We start from the raw sequence: 16,513 nt of genomic DNA on the forward strand, positions 1-16,513 counted from the left end.
CAGTGTGTGCTGAGTGCTCATCATCACGATCCATTGCTGGAGGCAATACATCGTATGAACGACGCCAGATGTGAACTTGCTCATCACCAAATTGCTCAGCAGCTTCTGCTTTGTTTTTACCAGTCAAACCACCGTAGTGACGTTCGTTCAAGCGCCATGATTTTTCAACTGGAACCCAAAGTTGGTCAGATGCTTCAAGAGCCAAGTTAGTTGTTTTGATCGCACGTTTCAATACTGAAGTGTATGCTTGGTCAAATTCGATACCAGCTTCTTTAATCAATTTACCAGCGTCGATAGCTTGTTGAGTACCTTTTTCAGAAAGATCTACGTCAGCCCAACCTGTGAAAAGGTTAGCTTTGTTCCATTCAGACTCACCGTGGCGAGCGAAAACCAATTTTACCATTAGTTATGTCTCCTTTTTATTTTGGGTTAAACCCATTTACTGTATCTATTCTACCCAAAAAACCTTGAAAAAGCTAGCAAAATCCAAAAAATTCTGTAAAATTCTATTGCTTCTTGTCTTGGCAAAAAGAGACGATATCAGAATTTCGTTTTAGAGGCTTTAGCCCGTCCAATATTTCCTTGTTTTAGGCCTCTTTTCATGCTAAAATGAGATGAAATAGTAACATTTTACTTTGTGATCTTTAAGGAGGATCTTATGGTTTCTACTGCTACAAAAGTTGGTCAGTTTACATTTGATAACTGTCTTATGAATGCCGCTGGTGTTCATTGTATGACTAAGGAAGAATTGGCAGAGGTTGATGCTTCAGCTGCAGGTTCATTTGTCACAAAAACAGGAACACTTGAGGCCCGTCCCGGTAATCCTGAACCACGTTATGTGAATGTACCTCTTGGGTCAATCAACTCAATGGGATTGCCAAATAACGGTTTCGAATACTACCTTGACTATGTCATTGAATTACAAAAGCAACCCAATACAAAAAATCATTTTCTTTCTCTCGTTGGTCTTTCACCTGAGGAAACACACACCATTCTTAAAAAAGTTCAAGAAAGTGACTATGAAGGGCTGGTTGAACTCAACCTTTCATGTCCTAACGTTCCGGGTAAACCTCAAATCGCTTACGATTTTGAAACAACAACAGAGATCCTAACTGAAGTCTTTTCTTACTTTACGAAACCTCTTGGTGTGAAATTACCACCATACTTTGATATTGTGCACTTTGACCAAGCTGCTGCCGTTTTCAACCAATTCCCACTTGTCTTTGTTAACTGTGTGAACTCAATTGGTAATGGCCTTTACATTGAAGATGAGTCTGTTGTCATCAAACCTAAGAATGGTTTTGGTGGTATAGGTGGTGACTACATCAAACCTACTGCCTTGGCAAACGTTCATGCTTTCTACCAACGTTTGAATCCTGAAATCCAAATTATTGGTACTGGTGGTGTAAAATCTGGTCGTGATGCTTTTGAACACATCCTTTGTGGCGCAAGTATGGTACAAGTTGGTACTGCCCTTCAAAAAGAAGGTGTCGATATTTTTGACCGTATTACTAAAGAACTTAAAGAAATCATGGAAGAAAAAGGTTACGAAACTCTTGAAGACTTCCGAGGAAAACTTCACTACATCGACTAGTCTATAAAAAAAGTTTGGAAAATCTTCCAAACTTTTTTTGTTATTTGATGAGGATTCTCTTATTAGACAAGACCATCATCATCGCGTTCATCCCAGTCTTCAAAAGGGTCTTTGCCCTCTTTTTCAGCTTGAAGACGTTTCTGACGCGCTTCTTCAATTTGTTCTTCACTTGGCTTCATCAGTTTGCTAATAGCAACAATACCTGATAGTTTAATAACAGTAAAAACCAAAAGAAAAATCAATACCACTGTTATGGTTTTCATAGATTTCCTTAACTTATTTCGTATAAATCAAAACCCCTAAAATCTTAGGGGTTTTTACATTATTTAACTGCGTCTTTAAGAGCTTTACCAGCTTTAAATGCAGGAACTTTAGAAGCTGCGATTGAGATAGCTTCACCAGTTTGTGGGTTACGACCTTGACGAGCAGCGCGTTCGCGTACTTCAAAGTTACCGAAACCGATCAATTGTACTTTTTCACCTGCAGCAAGGAATTCTTCGATAGAAGCGAAAACTGCATCTACAGCTGCTGCTGAATCTTTTTTAGTAAGCTCAGTTGCTTCTGCAACTTTAGCGATCAAATCTTGTTTGTTAGCCATTGTAACAATCCTCCAATTTATTTCTAAGCGAATAGTTTTTTTAGCGCTTGAACAAGTATTATCTTATCCTAAAAGGCCTATGAGGTCAAGTAATAAACGCTAATTTAATCGCTTTTTTGCAAAAAGTAAAGGCTTTTTAATTTATTGTCTTATAGATGTCAAATTCGATACGGTCATTAACCAAATCTAGGCTTTGAGCACGTGCTGTTATCCCCTTCTCATTCTTCATAGACTGAATATTTAGGGTAACCTTTCCCTTCTTACTATCGATTGCGATGTAATCAGGAAGGTTAGTCGAACGTTTAATCATCTTAAGGACATCCGAAACAGGCAGTTTCAAGGTTCCAGCTGAAAGCTCAGAAACATGCAGTACAATTGCTCCTGATTCACTAACAACCGGCGTAAAATAGACATATAGAGGAACAGCATGACCTAAAACCTTATAGCTACTTTCAAAAACAATTTTAGAATTGGTAACCTTGACCTTGAAACGCATCTTATCAGTCGAATAATTCTGGGCAAATCCTGTAAGAGCAGCGTCAAGCTCATCCTTAGTCATACTATATTTTCCAATTTTAGTTGCTCCCTTGGGTAGGGATACAGAACTTGTCGTCTCCACTGGAGTCATGATTCTATATATCACAACACTTACTAAAGCTAGATTTAAGGCCAAGAGTCCTAAAAATAGCCACTTCCATATCTTACTCACCTGACCACTCCTTCTTTGTTTGGTTAATACGTTTCAAAATGGCATCTGACATAATTTGATAACCTGTATTATTTGGATGAAAATGATCATCCTCAAAAAGAGCATCGTTCAGGCTATCTTGAGAAGATTTACTAGACTGAGAGGTATCATCAGAGCTTGTAACACCGCCCTTACCATCAATTCCCTTATAAAGCAAATCATTTACAGGAACAAAATACACATTATCGTACTCTTTGCACACCTCTTCAGTAGACTGGTTCCAATTATCTACAATAGTTTGCATTTCTGTCATCTCTGGAAAATTAAGATAAAAAGGATTGTAAATACCAACAATATAAATTGGCAATGTTTTATTTTCCTTGCGAGCTAGCTCAATAATCTGTCCTAATCTCTTTTGATAGGCCTGGGCAGGCTTAGTGAAGGTAGCTACATTAAGATTCGTGATATTGTCCTTAATGACATGGATCACATCATTACCACCAACTGTCAGAGTCATCACTTTAGCCTTTTTGAGATCTCTTTGAATATCCTTCTTTTCTTGCATTCTTTTGAGAATTTGATTACTCGTATTCCCCGCAATACCGTAGTTACGAGAAGTCACTTGCCAGTCAAAATCTGACTCTAATGCCTGTGATAGCACAGGAACGAATCCTCCTTGATTACTACTATCACCTACCCCTTGAGTAAGGGAATCACCAATAGCAACATAGGTCACATTTTCATTTTTGATAGATTTAATCTTTTCTGCAATTTTTGATGACTGATGCGTACTAGGAACGATAAAAATGAAGAGGCCGAGAAATAAGAGAAAAAGCAAGAAGAAGCCTACAAGGCTTCTAACTAATTCTGATTCTTTCCACTTATTCATAACGAACCATTACGGCAAAGGCGCCTTCACCAGTGTGCGTTTGAATGATGGAACCAGTCTCAAGGATTGAAATTGGAGCACCCAAACCCTCAAGTTTTTCAGCCAGTTCATGTGCTAAATCAGGTGTTCCTGCATAAGAAATACCAATCTCTGCCACTTTGCGGTCCTTATCCTTGATACCATTAATATAAGAATCTAACCATTTCGTGAAAGTCTTAGCTCCTCGCCCCTTAGCAACCGTATTCAACTGATAGTCTTTCAACTCCATGATGACACGGATATTGAGCAATGAAGACAGAAGACCTGTTACACGTCCAATACGACCACCTTTAACCAGATTCTCAAGGGTAGAAACACCAATATGAAGTTCAGATTTATTTTTCACTTCTTCAACATGGGCTACAATCTCATCAAGACTAGCTCCTGCTTCAGCTAATTTAGCTGCCTCAACAACTTGAAACTTGAGGCATTGATCCGTAAAGCCTGAATCGATGACAGTTACATCTGCTCCTGAAAGACTAGCTCCTTGACGTGAGGCTTCACATGTCCCAGAGAGTGTGTGCATAATGTGGATTGCCACAATTTGTTCTGCACCTTCTTTGACAAGATTTTCATATGTCTCAGCAAACAAACCTACAGGTGGTTGGCTTGTCTTTGGTAACTCTTTACTATGCTTCATCATTTCCAAGAAACGGCCTTCTTCTCGAAGGTCACTATCTGAATAGATGACACCGTCCACCATTACCGACAATGGGACAACAGTGATATTATATTTTTTAACCAATTCTGGTTCAATCGTGATTGACGAATCGGTTACAATTCTGATTTTACTCATAATTTTCTCGCTTAACACAAATTTTTATTCTATTATAGCATGACTGGAAAGTTTTTCCCAAGTCTTTTCCTAAAGAAAGTCATCCACCTTTAACAAAGCTCTTGCTTGGCTCAAGGCAGCCTCCGTCACGTTATCACCTGCTAACATCTTAGCGATTTCTTGCACCCTTTCCTCAGGTGTCAAAAGACGAACACGAGAGACTGTTGTCTCATTATCGCTTTCCTTAGAAATAAAAAACTGATAATCAGCAATAGCAATAACTTGCGGAAGGTGACTGATGGCCAAGACCTGACCATGACTCCCAATCTTATGAATCTTCTGAGCGATGGCTTGGGCAACACGTCCTGAAACGCCAGTGTCAACCTCATCAAAGACGATACTTGTTTTATCTTCTTTGCGGGCAAAGGCTGACTTAATCGCTAACATGAGTCGTGATAATTCACCACCTGAAGCTACCTTAACAAGCGGTTTAAAGCCTTCACCTGGATTGGTTGAGATGTAAAACTCAACCTGCTCATTACCATCACGATTAAATTTCCCCTTAGTAAAGGTGACTTTAAAATCAGCCTTATCCATATAGAGGTCACACAACTCGCTCTTAATCTCAGCTTCAAGAGCCGTAGCAATTTGATGGCGTGCTGTTTGTAGGGTCTCCGCAGACGCAAGCAGGTCCTTTTCAAGTTGCTTAAGCTCTTGTTCCATAGCATCTGACGAGCTAGAGTTGCCTGTCAGAAGATTGTATTCTTTACTTGAATTTTCCAGATAATCCAAGACGTCATCGACAGTCCCACCATATTTACGAGTAATGGCATTAATGGTATCTAAGCGGTGTTCAATCTCTTGTAAACGCCCAGCATCAAAGTCCAGATTATCCAAAAAATCACCTAGTTGCTTAGTGACATCTTCCAGAACATAATAGGCTTCTGATAGATTTCCAGAGAGTTCTTTGTAATCAGAGTCATACTCTTCAAGAGACTGGAGGTCATTCATGGCAGAACGAACATTTGAAAGGCTTGAAAAATCTTCATTATCCAGCATGACATAGGCATTTGTTAAGGTATCAGCAATTTGCTTATGATTAAGAAGCTTGTCTCGCTCCTGCATCAAAGCCAAATCTTCTCCTGATTTTAGAGAGACTGCTTCAATTTCTGAAATCTGAAAAGCTAGCATTTCAATTCGAGCCTTATGCTCCTGCTCATTTTTCTGCTTTTCTAGAACAGCTTTTCTTAACTCACGATAGCGGTCAAAATACTCCTGGTACTCTTTCTTAGTCTGGAAAAATTCCTTGTCACCAAAGGCATCAAGCATGATAATATGCAGAGCAGGTTTCATAAGCTCTTCCTGGTCATGTTGTCCATGGATATCTACCAAGAAGTGCCCAACAGCCTTAAGCGTCGTTAAATTGACCATCTGCCCATTGATACGACTAACACTTCTACCATTTTGGAAGATTTCACGACGGATAATCAATTCATCCTCAACAGGAATTCCATTATCTTCCAAGATACTAACCAAGGCAGGATTTTGTTCGATTGAAAAGAAGCCCTGAATTTCAGCCTTAGATGCTGAATGACGGACGACCTCACTAGAAGCCCTAGCACCCAACATAAGATTCATAGCATCTATAATAATGGACTTACCAGCACCTGTTTCACCAGTAAGGACGGTCATACCATTCTCAAAGTTTAGAGAAATCTCTTCAATAATTGCGAAATTCTTTATCGTAATTTCGAGAAGCATAGGCCCTCCTATTCTTCAACCCACTTAATGATTTGCCCCTGTAGCTCAATAGCTGCTAACTCTGACTGAGCCACTAAAAAGAGGGTATCATCATCAGCAATAACACTAAAAATCAAATGCTTGTACTCATCTAAAAGAATCTTCTTGATGAGGCGGCTTGTCCCAGGTTGAACAACGATATTCATAAAGGCATGTTGACGATCAACGCGCAACAAGCGACGAGTCGCAACAGAGGTTCCACCTACTCGTCTAGGAGCAGTTGAGAGCCCATAGATGTAAGAACCGTCTTCAGTTGGTACTTTGGTAATACCAATTTCATTGATATCACGCGATACAGTCGCTTGAGTAGCCTTTAATCCCTCATTTTGGAGTAATTTTACCAATTCTCCTTGAGTCGTAATTTTATTTTCTTGGACAATCTTTCGGATTAACTCCAAACGATCATTCTTCTTCATTCTTTTTAAACTCCTTGTGTGCTTGTGCTACAACTTCCTTAATAGAGGTTTGAGCATCATTTTGAGGAGAATTTGTCTTCTCCAAGTGTGCGAGAAACTCAATGTTACCATGACCACCTTGAATAGGTGAAAAGTCCAGCCCCTTAACTGAAAAGCCATAGTCAACCGCAAAAGCAGTCACTGTTTCTAACACTTTTTCATGGACACTGCTCTCACGGACAATCCCGTTTTTCCCAATTTGTTCACGGCCCGCCTCAAATTGTGGTTTCACAAGAGCAACAACTTGCCCCCCATCAACCAATATCTTAGCCAAAGCCGGTAGAATCAGATTAAGAGAGATGAAGCTGACATCGATTGATGCAAAAGACGGTAGTCCTTCTGTAAAGTCGACAGGTTCAGCATAACGAAAATTATATTGCTCCATAGAACGAACACGCTCATCTTGACGTAATTTCCAAACCAACTGATTGGTGCCGACATCAACAGCATAAACCAGTTTGGCCCCATTTTGAAGCATAACATCAGTAAACCCACCTGTTGAGGCTCCGATATCAATGGTCGTCATACCTTCAACTGACAGATTGAAAACTTCCAAAGCTTTTTCAAGTTTGAGTCCTCCACGACTCACATACTTAAGCTTCTCACCTTTTAGTTTTAACTCAGTCCCGTCATCGATTTTTTCACCAGGTTTATCGTAACGCTCACCATTGATAACATTAACAACTAAACCTGCCATTACGCCACGTTTTGCTTGTTCTCGTGTTTCAAAAAGGCCTTGTTTATAAGCCAAGACGTCTACTCTTTCCTTAGGCATGGAGTCGTAACCTTTCTATGATTTCTATAATACTGTCTTTCTTGAAACCTTGAGTCTCAGCTAGATTTTGGAAAATAGCCTCAGCTTTACTAAGTGATTCTTCGAGGATAGCATGTGATTTTTCCAGACCAAGAAGAGCTGGATAGGTTGATTTTCCCGCTACTACATCTTTTCCAGGTGTCTTTCCAAGTTCTTCGAAATCAGCAGTCACATCCAAAATATCATCACGGACTTGAAAGGCAAGACCAATCAGGCGACCAGCTTCTTTCAGATTTTCCAAAACCTCTAGATTTTTTTGAGCAACAATACCAGCCGCCACAAAAGGAAAGGTTAAAAGCATACCTGTCTTATGCTCATGAATTTTAGCTAGTTGCGATAAATCTAGTTCCTGACCTTCCCCCTTCATATCCAACATCTGGCCACCAACCATACCGAAGGTGCCTGAGGAATGAGACAATGCTTGAATCAATTGAACTCGAATTTCTGCTGATAGCTCTGTTTGGGCCAGGAGATCAAAGGGATCCAAAAAGAGAGAATCGCCAGCCAATATCGCCGTTGCTTCATCAAATTTCTTATGGTTGGTTAAACGTCCTCGACGGTAATCATCATCATCCATAGCCGGCAGATCATCGTGAATCAGACTTCCAGTATGAATCATTTCAAGACTCGCTGCAACATCGAAATGACTAGGAGTTAGCTCTAAACCAAATCCTTCAAGTAAATCTAAGAAAATCAGTGGACGAATACGCTTACCGCCACTATCAACTGAATAAAGAATAGCAGTGATTAAATCACTTGATACAGGAAGATTCTTTTTTTGGTAGTAATCACGGATAGCCGCATCAATTTTATTTAGCTTGCTCATTAGGCATCCATTTCCGTTTCTGTACCATCTGCTTGCATAACCTTAACTAGTGTTTTTTCAGCATCTTCCAAGGTCTTCTGCAAATCCTTAGACAAGGCCATACCTTTTTGGAACTCAGCAATAGCATCCTCAAGAGCAACATCACCTGTTTCGAGCTTAGTGACAATGGCTTCTAAGTCCTGTAAATTTTCCTCAAATGTTTTTTTAGTTGACATTTTTCACCTCTACTTCTAGTTCTCCATCTCTCATTTGGACGGTTAATTGATCACCTTCGGTAATATTCTTGGTACTGGTTAAAGGTTTATCATCTTTTTTGACAATGGCATAGCCCCTTGCAACAATACGGCTAGTATCTAGAGACAATAAAGCATCCTGTGCCTTTTCTAATCTCACACGGTTACCATTAATGGTGTTCTTAGTTGTGGTCACCAATAAACGTTGCAAAGACTCTCGACGGTCTTGATAGTTCTGAACACTGATCAGAAGATTTAAGCCTTGTAACCGTTGTTTCAAAAGTTCCGCTTTTTTTTGCTTTCGATCGAAATCTTGACTCACGAAGGTTTCAAGCCTTGTTGTTAGTCGATCCAACTTTTGTAAATAACCATCATATAGGCGCTCAGGTTGCCTAAAGACAACAGATTGTGACAGTTTAGCCAAACGTTCTTGATTGTACTGTATACGTCTCAAACAGGCTTGATAAGCTCTATTTTGTCTTTCACGAATCCAAACCAAGATATCGGCCTTTGATACTGGAGTAGCAAGTTCTGCCGCTGCTGTAGGTGTAGCAGCCCTACGATCTGCAACAAAGTCAGCCAAGGTCGTATCTGTTTCGTGACCAACACTTGAAATCACAGGTAGACGACTCTCAAAAATGGACTGAACAACAATTTCCTCGTTAAAAGCCCAGAGGTCTTCAATAGAACCTCCACCACGACCAACGATAAGTAAATCTAGGTCATCCCTTTGATTGGCTTTTTGGATATTTTCAGCAATTTCCTGTGCAGCTCCTTCACCTTGAACCTTGGTAGGGAAAAGTAAGATTTCTACCCCTGAAAAACGACGACTAACGGTCGTAATAATATCTCGAATAACCGCACCACTAGGACTTGTGACAACCCCGATTTTTTTGACAAAATTAGGCAGCGCTTGCTTATGACGATCATCAAAGTAGCCTTCTGCAGTCAATTTTTTACGAAGCTGTTCAAACTGGATAGCCAAAGCTCCAATACCATCCGGCTCAGCCTTCTCGATAATAATGGAATAAGAGCCACTAGGCTCATAAATCTGGACACGACCTACGACATTGATTTTCATCCCTTCTTCGAGTTCAAAACCAAGTTTTTTGAAAACTCCAGCCCAAATCGTCGCCTGAATAACAGCTCCTTCATCCTTAAGCGAAAAATATTGATGACTCGGGCGGCGACGAAAATTGGAAACCTGTCCCGTCAAATATACCCTCTCTAAATAAGGATCACGGTCAAATTTCATTTTCAAATATTTGGTTAAGGATGTGACCGATAAATAGTCTGACACGACAACTCTCCTTTATTTAACCTATCCTCGAAAACCTGAAGACATTAAAAAAGTTCTGTAGAACCATCATCCCCAAATCTTCTCAGTCAGCTTTTTAATTGTATACACGATTACCTTAAATTATACCAAAAAAGACTGTCAAAAGACAGTCTCAACCACCATAGTCAGGTGTTTTATATAGTTTCATTAATCGGTTGTATATTTTTTTGAAACGACGTCCCAAGAATCACTTGAACCGTCAATACCACCATAAGCTTCGAGTTGTCCCTTCTTATCTACACGGAAAAGAAGAACATCATTACCATAGGCATCATAAAGTTGAGCATAAACTAGGTTATCATCATCATCCGTCCATGAATAGACATTCCAACCTAGATTCTTATAATTTTCTCCAGTTGAACCTTGTTCTTTAGCATAGGTAGAAACAACCCAGTCTTCTAACTGTTGGTCAGACAAGGATGAAGTATCAACTTGAGAGGATTGATTATCAGATGATGCTGCAGCTGCTTCCTTACTTTTAGCTAACTGGCCATTTTTCCATGGATTTGTTACACTTTCTTTTTGGTTATTACTATACCACATCAAGGTAACCACAGGAATAACCACCGCAAGTACTGCAACAACTCCAATTACCCATCTAATGATTTTAGGATCTTTGAGTTTATCAAAACTCGAAACTTTTCTTCCCTTTGTAGTTTCATTTTTACGACGTCTAAATTCGCTCACAGCTTTTTCCTCTTTTTCTTGAAAGTAGTCCCTTTTTTTCTTTTCCTCTTGTTCCAAGAGTTTTTGCACTTCCCTACGACCCTGCGGGTCACTCGTTTGAGCCAATGAAATCTGCAACTGAAAAATACGATTATCCAAAGCTTGCTCATATTCTTTGGCTGCTTCTCTATCACCATTATCAGCTAAGGCTCTCAGATACTCTTCATTACTGAATTCAGCCATTCACTATATCGCTCCTGCTTCTAAATCGTTTCTTCTATTTTCTTAAAGCCTGAGACTTTTGTCAAGTTACTAGTTTGTAACAAATTCTTACAGGTGTAAAAAGCCGAAGAAAGTCACATTCTCCAGCTTATTTCTTGGTTGTTTCTTTATAGTACTTACAATAACTTTGAAGAGGACATGTCTGGCATTTGGGATTCTTAGCTAGGCAATGATAACGTCCAAAGAAAATCATACGGTGATGACTGATAATCCAATCCCTCTTTGGGATTTTCTTCATCAGTTCCGCTTCGATTTCCTCTACACTAGCATCCTCTGGGGCAATATTTAGCCTTTTAGAAACACGTGAGACATGCGTATCTACAGCAATAGAAGGGATTCCATAGACTTCAGCCAATACTACGTTAGCTGTTTTTCGTCCCACACCAGGTAGACTTTTCAATCCCTTATGCGTTTTCGGAACCTGTCCATCAAAATTCATTAAAACAGCTCTAGCAGTCTTGATGATGTTCTTTGCTTTATTTTTGTAAAGACCAATCGTTCTCAAACACATCTCAACGTCATCGAGATTAGCAGAAGCTAAATCCTCAATTTCTGGATAACGCGCCCACAAGCCTGGTGTAATCTTATTAACAGCCTTATCTGTTGTCTGGGCTGATAAAATAACAGCAACTAACAGTTGGAAAGGAGTTTCCCACTCCAACTCCCCATGAGCGTTTGGAAACATCTCTCCCATGAGAGCTAGAGCCTCATTAACACGTTTTCTTCCTAACATTATTGGCCACCCCATAATTGACGGGCTGCATCCATACCTGTTTTAAAGTCATCCGAAACTTGGTGATGGTGCTTCTTACCTTGATGCTCCAAACGACGCTCTTCAACTTGAATTTTCGTCGTAATACCACTCAATTTCCAGTTACGCAGAACCCCTTTGATGTAATTCCAATTTGTCTTGCGGTTAAATACTGCTTCTTTCAAAGCCTCACGGATAAGTTCGGGATCAGTATGTTCTTCTTGGATTTCCTTGTTTAAATCTTCAATAACCATAGGATTCAAGATTCCCAAAGCTTGTTCCAACTCATCTGTTAGTTGCTTGATGAGCTGTGTATTTGTTGGCTGACCAACGACAGGCCCGGTCGTTATCTTTTCATTGCTCACTAACTTATCCAAAACTGCCAAGGCAGGTGAAGCATCTACAACCATCTCAATTTCATTATTAACCTTAATAGTCGTGAAATCAAGGAGCCCAGCCTCAGTCAATGTCGTAATACTTTTATTAACCTCTGTTGGTGTCTTTCCAGTTGCTTGCGCTATCTGACTAGAAGCCACTTCTCCAATCTGAGTTGTCGTTTGTAGATAGAGAAACTGCCATACTAGAAAGTCATCCGCAGATGGGAAAATATCCTTAAAGTGAAAAAATAAAGCATTAGGAAGGACCAGATTACCTGATCGATACTGTTCAAAAAAACTCATATTTACCTTTCAGAGTAGCTAGACACCTAAAAAGTCTTTATGCGCTCACATAAGTCTTTTGAGACTGTCTACTACAAATAACCGTAGAATGAAAAATCGTCTTCCAACTCTTCTAAACGATAAGGTGTTTCTTGATATACCGCATAGTTAATCCAATTGCTAAAGAAGGCAGAGGCCGCAAGATTCCAACGAAGTTTAGGCTCCTGACTTGGATCATCCTCTGGGAAATAGTTTGCCGGTACGTCTGGATCGATTCCGGCATCCAAATCTCTTCGGTATTCTCTGGCCAGAGTATCACGGTCATATTCAAAATGACCGAAACTATATACTTCACGAAGATTCTTACTTGCTAAAATAGATAAACCAACCTCTGGTCCTGACACAACAATGTCTAAATCCGTCTTATCTTTAATATCCTCGAGCGTAACCTCAGTATAGCGAGAGTGTGGTGACACAAAGCTATCATCAAAGCCATTCATAAGGAAGTTTTCAGGCATGTCAACCGTTTGTTTATAGATACCAGATAGCTTCTCTGACAATGGGACCTTGTCGACTCCATGCTTATAATAGAGACCTGCTTGAGCTCCCCAACACAGATGAAGGGTTGAATAGACATGCTTTTTAGACCAGTCAAAAACCTGTGTCAATTCTTGCCAATAATCAACTTCTTCAAATGGCATTTGCTCAACAGGAGCACCTGTTACGATGAGACCATCATAATACTTATGCTTAATTTCATCAAAAGTCTTATAAAAGGTTTCCATATGTTCGGCATGGGTATTTTTTGACTTATGACTAGCCATATAAAGAAACTCGACGTTAATTTGAAGTGGCGTATTAGCCAAAAGACGTAGCAATTGAGTTTCCGTAACTTCTTTAGTAGGCATAAGGTTAAGGATTAAGACCTCCATTGGTCGAATATCCTGGCTACTAGCTCTGTTCTCATCCATGATGAAGACATTTTCCGAACGCAATACATCAAGAGCTGGTAACTTATTATCAAGTTTTATAGGCATAACAATATCTCCATCCTTATTTATTCTATATTCATATTATAAACCGGGGAGGTATTGTTATCAAATATATATTTTCTCTAGTTAGCTATAGCTTTAAACTATATTTAGAGGGCACCTTTGTTTTAAAAGAGTTAAAAAGGCCCTAAGGCCTTTTGTTAATTCATAGATAGATTTATCCTGGGAAGTTCATCAATACTTTAGTATCGTAACCTTCGATAGCATCACGTCCATTAAGACCATCAAGCTCAATCAAGAAGGCACAACCAGCAACGACACCACCTAGGCGCTCAATCATTTCAATTGTAGCTTTAACGGTACCACCAGTTGCCAAAAGGTCATCTACGATAAGTACACGTTGGCCTGGCTTGATTGCATCGGCATGCATACAAAGTGTATCGACACCATACTCTTTTTCGTAATCGGCTGAAATCACTTCACGTGGCAATTTACCAGGTTTACGAACTGGAGCAAAACCAATACCAAGTTCAAAAGCAACTGGACAACCAACGATGAAACCACGCGCTTCAGGACCAACAATCATGTCAATCTTCTTATCAGTCGCATACTGAACGATTTCACGGATAGCATAGCTATAAGCATTTCCATCAGCCATCAAAGGACTAATATCACGGAAAGTAACCCCTTCTTTAGGGTAGTTTTCAATAGATGCAATATAATCTTCTAATTTCATTTGTTCTTCCTATAGGCTTTTCGCCAAAAAAATATTTACATATCATTATAGCATGAAATAGTAAATTTAGAAAATGCTAACCCTCATTTCGAGACGAATCCTTTGGATTCAGACTCCCCTACTTATACAGCCAATCATAAATTTCCTGTGGCGTTCCTAAAGCCATGAGTTCTTGGAACTTAACGAGTCGTTTCAGATTTTGGAAAATCTGACTGTCCTCAATCTCACGTTTTTCAGCTTCTTTATTAACTGTCATAACACCATTATCAATGGTCACAAAGTCCAATTCATCAAAGATTTGAATCATCTTAATCAGAAGAATCTTGTCAATTTTAAGGTAATGGCTGAGTTCATCCAATTTATAACGGACATCGAACTCTGGGAATTGGTAAATGGTTTTATAGAGCCTTGCAAATTGCTCTCTTGTTCCATAACCTGTCAGATAATAGGCTTCCTTAATGCTATTTTTAAAATAGATAGCCTGAAAATCTTTACCTTCAAACCACTCTTTTAATTCTGTCACTGATTCAGGTAGGGTGTTGAGGACAACCGCAGGCTCTGTGTCTGCTGCTTCTTCTACCGTTGGTACGCCTTCAGGCAGTGCCATATTTTTTGAGCGGAAATCAAATAATTGAACACCATCCACACGTGCATCTTCTAGCATGAGCTGTAGCGTTGTCTGACCATTCCAAACATTGACAGACAAGGTCACTGCTAATTCCAAACCTTGAGCTTGTTGAAATTCTTGAAGCAGATTACCTTTATTAAAAGCGACAACGTCAAAGCTATCCTTGCCTTGCTTCACCTTAAACTTAAGATGGGCTCCATTTTGTCCCATTGTCCTAGCTTGAGTAACGGTAATATCATGTAGCCAAAAGACTGGCTTTTTATTATCCATACCAAAAGGTGCTAATTTTTCTAGGCTCTTAATGGTATCCAAGCTAAGCTCGCTGAGTTGGAGCTCCTCGTCTAAATTAAGCGTATTTTTGGCACTTGTATCAATGTCATTATCGTAGACATAATGACACAAAATATCTGAGAGTTGAGCAAGATTTTCCTCCGGAAGGGTCATCCCAGCTGCTCCAGCGTGTCCTCCAAAAGCAGTAAAGATGTCTCGGTGGTCATCAAGGGCATGGAAGATATTGATTGATTCCAAACTACGGGCCGAACCCTTAGCCAAGCCATCTTCAATATTCAAAACCACTACTGTCTGGCTGATTTGTTCCATGATGCGCCCCGCTACAATACCTAGAACACCAGGATGCCAACCTTCCTTGGCCAAAACCTGAACTGGTTTGTCCAAGTCTACCATGGTCATAGCTTCATCAAAGATTTTTTGAACAACTTCCTTACGTTCTTCATTTTTAGCATTGATTTCCAAAGCAATGGCTTGAGCCTCCTCATCGTCAAATCCGGTCAGCAATTCAATGGCTGGATTTGGATCATCTAAGCGTCCCAAGGCATTGAGTTGAGGAGCCAGTTTGAAACCTACCGTTTCTTCGGAAATCGTTGTAGGGTCCACATCTGAAATGCGGAGCAATTCTTGAAGCCCGATACGCTCAGTAGTCTTGAGAATTTCCAGACCTACCTTGACCATAATACGATTTTCATCCGTTAGACTAACCATATCAGCAATGGTACCAATGGCTACCAAATCCAACATCTCTGTAGGAATAGTTTCAAGAAGGGCAGTTGCCAATTTGAAAGCTACACCACATCCTGCCAAATACTTAAAAGGATAATCGGCATCCGGATGCTCTGGATGGACAATGGCAAAGGCATCTGGAAGCTGTGCCGGCATACTATGGTGGTCTGTAACGATAACGTCCACACCTTGCTCTTGCGCATAAGCAATAGCTTCATTTCCCGCAACCCCATTATCCACTGTAACAATGAGTGAAATGCCTTCCTGCTCAATGAAATACTTGTAGACACTTTCATTTGGCCCATAACCATCTGTAAAACGGTTAGGCAAATAGACTCGAGCCTCAGCTCCCATCATTTCAAGAGCTTCCTTGACAATCGATGCTGACGTCATCCCATCCGCATCATAGTCTCCATAGACTAAGATTTGCTCATAATTTTCAATGGCCTGACGAATTCTAGCCACTGCCTTGTCCATATCATGAAGAAGATATGGATCATGAAGGTGTGATAAATCAGCCTTAAGAAAATCTTCAAGAGCCTCTTCTGTCGTCACGCCACGTTCATAGGCAATCTTGGCTGCTGTCTCTGCCAGCCCATGTTCTTTAGCAAGTTTAAAAAAGCCAGCATCTGGCTCTTTTGTGTTTATTTTCCAATCATACGTTGATGTAATCATGTTTTTATATTTTCTCCCTGTCATCTAGTCAACCTATTATAACATGAAAAAATTTAT

At 39.9% G+C, this 16,513-nt stretch carries 19 protein-coding genes; 1 reads left to right on the plus strand and 18 read right to left on the minus strand.

Annotated features, from left to right (window positions below):
- Nucleotides 1–403 (minus strand): 2,3-bisphosphoglycerate-dependent phosphoglycerate mutase (locus HMPREF2607_RS06015; RefSeq protein ID WP_148130159.1); only part of this gene is annotated, 403 nt, incomplete at its 3' end.
- A 255-nt stretch (nucleotides 404–658) separates the two neighbouring features.
- Between HMPREF2607_RS06015 and HMPREF2607_RS06020 the strand changes: the two genes are divergently transcribed.
- Nucleotides 659–1,594 (plus strand): dihydroorotate oxidase, encoded by a 936-nt coding sequence (locus tag HMPREF2607_RS06020; RefSeq protein WP_070476327.1) that lies wholly within the window; start codon nucleotides 659–661, stop codon nucleotides 1,592–1,594.
- A gap of 62 nt (nucleotides 1,595–1,656) precedes the next feature.
- Here HMPREF2607_RS06020 and HMPREF2607_RS06025 read toward each other — a convergent pair whose 3' ends face one another.
- The 17 genes from HMPREF2607_RS06025 to recJ form a co-directional block, all read right to left on the minus strand.
- Nucleotides 1,657–1,857 (minus strand): hypothetical protein, encoded by a 201-nt coding sequence (locus tag HMPREF2607_RS06025; RefSeq protein ID WP_002890779.1) that lies wholly within the window; start codon nucleotides 1,855–1,857, stop codon nucleotides 1,657–1,659.
- Nucleotides 1,858–1,916: 59 nt separating this feature from the next.
- A complete protein-coding gene (locus HMPREF2607_RS06030; protein ID WP_002884048.1) occupies nucleotides 1,917–2,192 on the minus strand; it encodes an HU family DNA-binding protein in 276 nt (91 codons plus the stop codon).
- 136 nt (nucleotides 2,193–2,328) lie between these two features.
- Nucleotides 2,329–2,901, minus strand: a complete 573-nt coding sequence (locus tag HMPREF2607_RS06035) for a YpmS family protein (RefSeq protein WP_070476329.1) — start codon at nucleotides 2,899–2,901, stop codon at nucleotides 2,329–2,331.
- The gene (locus HMPREF2607_RS06040) at nucleotides 2,894–3,769 is read right to left on the minus strand and encodes an SGNH/GDSL hydrolase family protein (RefSeq protein ID WP_070476330.1); all 876 of its coding nucleotides are present in this window, start codon (nucleotides 3,767–3,769) and stop codon (nucleotides 2,894–2,896) included. The genes HMPREF2607_RS06035 and HMPREF2607_RS06040 overlap by 8 nt, the downstream gene beginning before the upstream one ends.
- Nucleotides 3,762–4,604: a DegV family protein gene (locus HMPREF2607_RS06045; protein WP_070476332.1), complete on the minus strand. Its 843-nt coding sequence runs from the start codon at nucleotides 4,602–4,604 to the stop codon at nucleotides 3,762–3,764. Before HMPREF2607_RS06045 ends, HMPREF2607_RS06040 begins: the two co-directional genes overlap by 8 nt.
- A gap of 69 nt (nucleotides 4,605–4,673) precedes the next feature.
- Nucleotides 4,674–6,344: a DNA repair protein RecN gene (recN, locus tag HMPREF2607_RS06050; protein WP_070476335.1), complete on the minus strand. Its 1,671-nt coding sequence runs from the start codon at nucleotides 6,342–6,344 to the stop codon at nucleotides 4,674–4,676.
- Between the two features lie 8 nt (nucleotides 6,345–6,352).
- Nucleotides 6,353–6,799, minus strand: coding sequence for an arginine repressor (locus HMPREF2607_RS06055; protein ID WP_002890762.1), 447 nt, complete (start codon nucleotides 6,797–6,799; stop codon nucleotides 6,353–6,355).
- Nucleotides 6,786–7,613: a TlyA family RNA methyltransferase gene (locus HMPREF2607_RS06060; RefSeq protein ID WP_002884054.1), complete on the minus strand. Its 828-nt coding sequence runs from the start codon at nucleotides 7,611–7,613 to the stop codon at nucleotides 6,786–6,788. The genes HMPREF2607_RS06055 and HMPREF2607_RS06060 overlap by 14 nt, the downstream gene beginning before the upstream one ends.
- Complete coding sequence (locus HMPREF2607_RS06065; protein ID WP_070476336.1) at nucleotides 7,606–8,478, minus strand: polyprenyl synthetase family protein; 873 nt, start codon at nucleotides 8,476–8,478, stop codon at nucleotides 7,606–7,608. The genes HMPREF2607_RS06060 and HMPREF2607_RS06065 overlap by 8 nt, the downstream gene beginning before the upstream one ends.
- Nucleotides 8,478–8,693 carry an exodeoxyribonuclease VII small subunit gene (locus tag HMPREF2607_RS06070; RefSeq protein WP_002884058.1) on the minus strand — a complete coding sequence of 72 codons (216 nt, stop codon included), beginning with the start codon at nucleotides 8,691–8,693 and terminating at the stop codon, nucleotides 8,478–8,480. The genes HMPREF2607_RS06065 and HMPREF2607_RS06070 overlap by 1 nt, the downstream gene beginning before the upstream one ends.
- Complete coding sequence (gene xseA, locus HMPREF2607_RS06075) at nucleotides 8,683–10,011, minus strand: exodeoxyribonuclease VII large subunit (protein WP_021144302.1); 1,329 nt, start codon at nucleotides 10,009–10,011, stop codon at nucleotides 8,683–8,685. The genes HMPREF2607_RS06070 and xseA overlap by 11 nt, the downstream gene beginning before the upstream one ends.
- Before the next feature lie 186 nt (nucleotides 10,012–10,197).
- Complete coding sequence (locus HMPREF2607_RS06080; protein ID WP_070476338.1) at nucleotides 10,198–10,959, minus strand: hypothetical protein; 762 nt, start codon at nucleotides 10,957–10,959, stop codon at nucleotides 10,198–10,200.
- Nucleotides 10,960–11,086: 127 nt separating this feature from the next.
- Complete coding sequence (gene nth / locus HMPREF2607_RS06085; protein ID WP_070476341.1) at nucleotides 11,087–11,731, minus strand: endonuclease III; 645 nt, start codon at nucleotides 11,729–11,731, stop codon at nucleotides 11,087–11,089.
- A complete protein-coding gene (locus tag HMPREF2607_RS06090; RefSeq protein ID WP_070476343.1) occupies nucleotides 11,731–12,429 on the minus strand; it encodes a DnaD domain-containing protein in 699 nt (232 codons plus the stop codon). Before HMPREF2607_RS06090 ends, nth begins: the two co-directional genes overlap by 1 nt.
- Nucleotides 12,430–12,500: 71 nt before the next feature.
- Nucleotides 12,501–13,445: a homoserine O-acetyltransferase MetA gene (gene metA / locus HMPREF2607_RS06095; RefSeq protein ID WP_070476345.1), complete on the minus strand. Its 945-nt coding sequence runs from the start codon at nucleotides 13,443–13,445 to the stop codon at nucleotides 12,501–12,503.
- Nucleotides 13,446–13,617: 172 nt separating this feature from the next.
- Entirely contained in the window at nucleotides 13,618–14,136 is a 519-nt protein-coding gene (locus HMPREF2607_RS06100; RefSeq protein WP_048790968.1) for an adenine phosphoribosyltransferase, read from the minus strand.
- 118 nt (nucleotides 14,137–14,254) lie between these two features.
- Nucleotides 14,255–16,456 carry a single-stranded-DNA-specific exonuclease RecJ gene (gene recJ / locus HMPREF2607_RS06105; RefSeq protein WP_070476347.1) on the minus strand — a complete coding sequence of 734 codons (2,202 nt, stop codon included), beginning with the start codon at nucleotides 16,454–16,456 and terminating at the stop codon, nucleotides 14,255–14,257.
- Nucleotides 16,457–16,513: the final 57 nt, after the last annotated feature.

Source organism: Streptococcus sp. HMSC078H03, from assembly GCF_001808655.1.
Taxonomy (GTDB): Bacteria; Bacillota; Bacilli; order Lactobacillales; family Streptococcaceae; genus Streptococcus; species Streptococcus salivarius_G.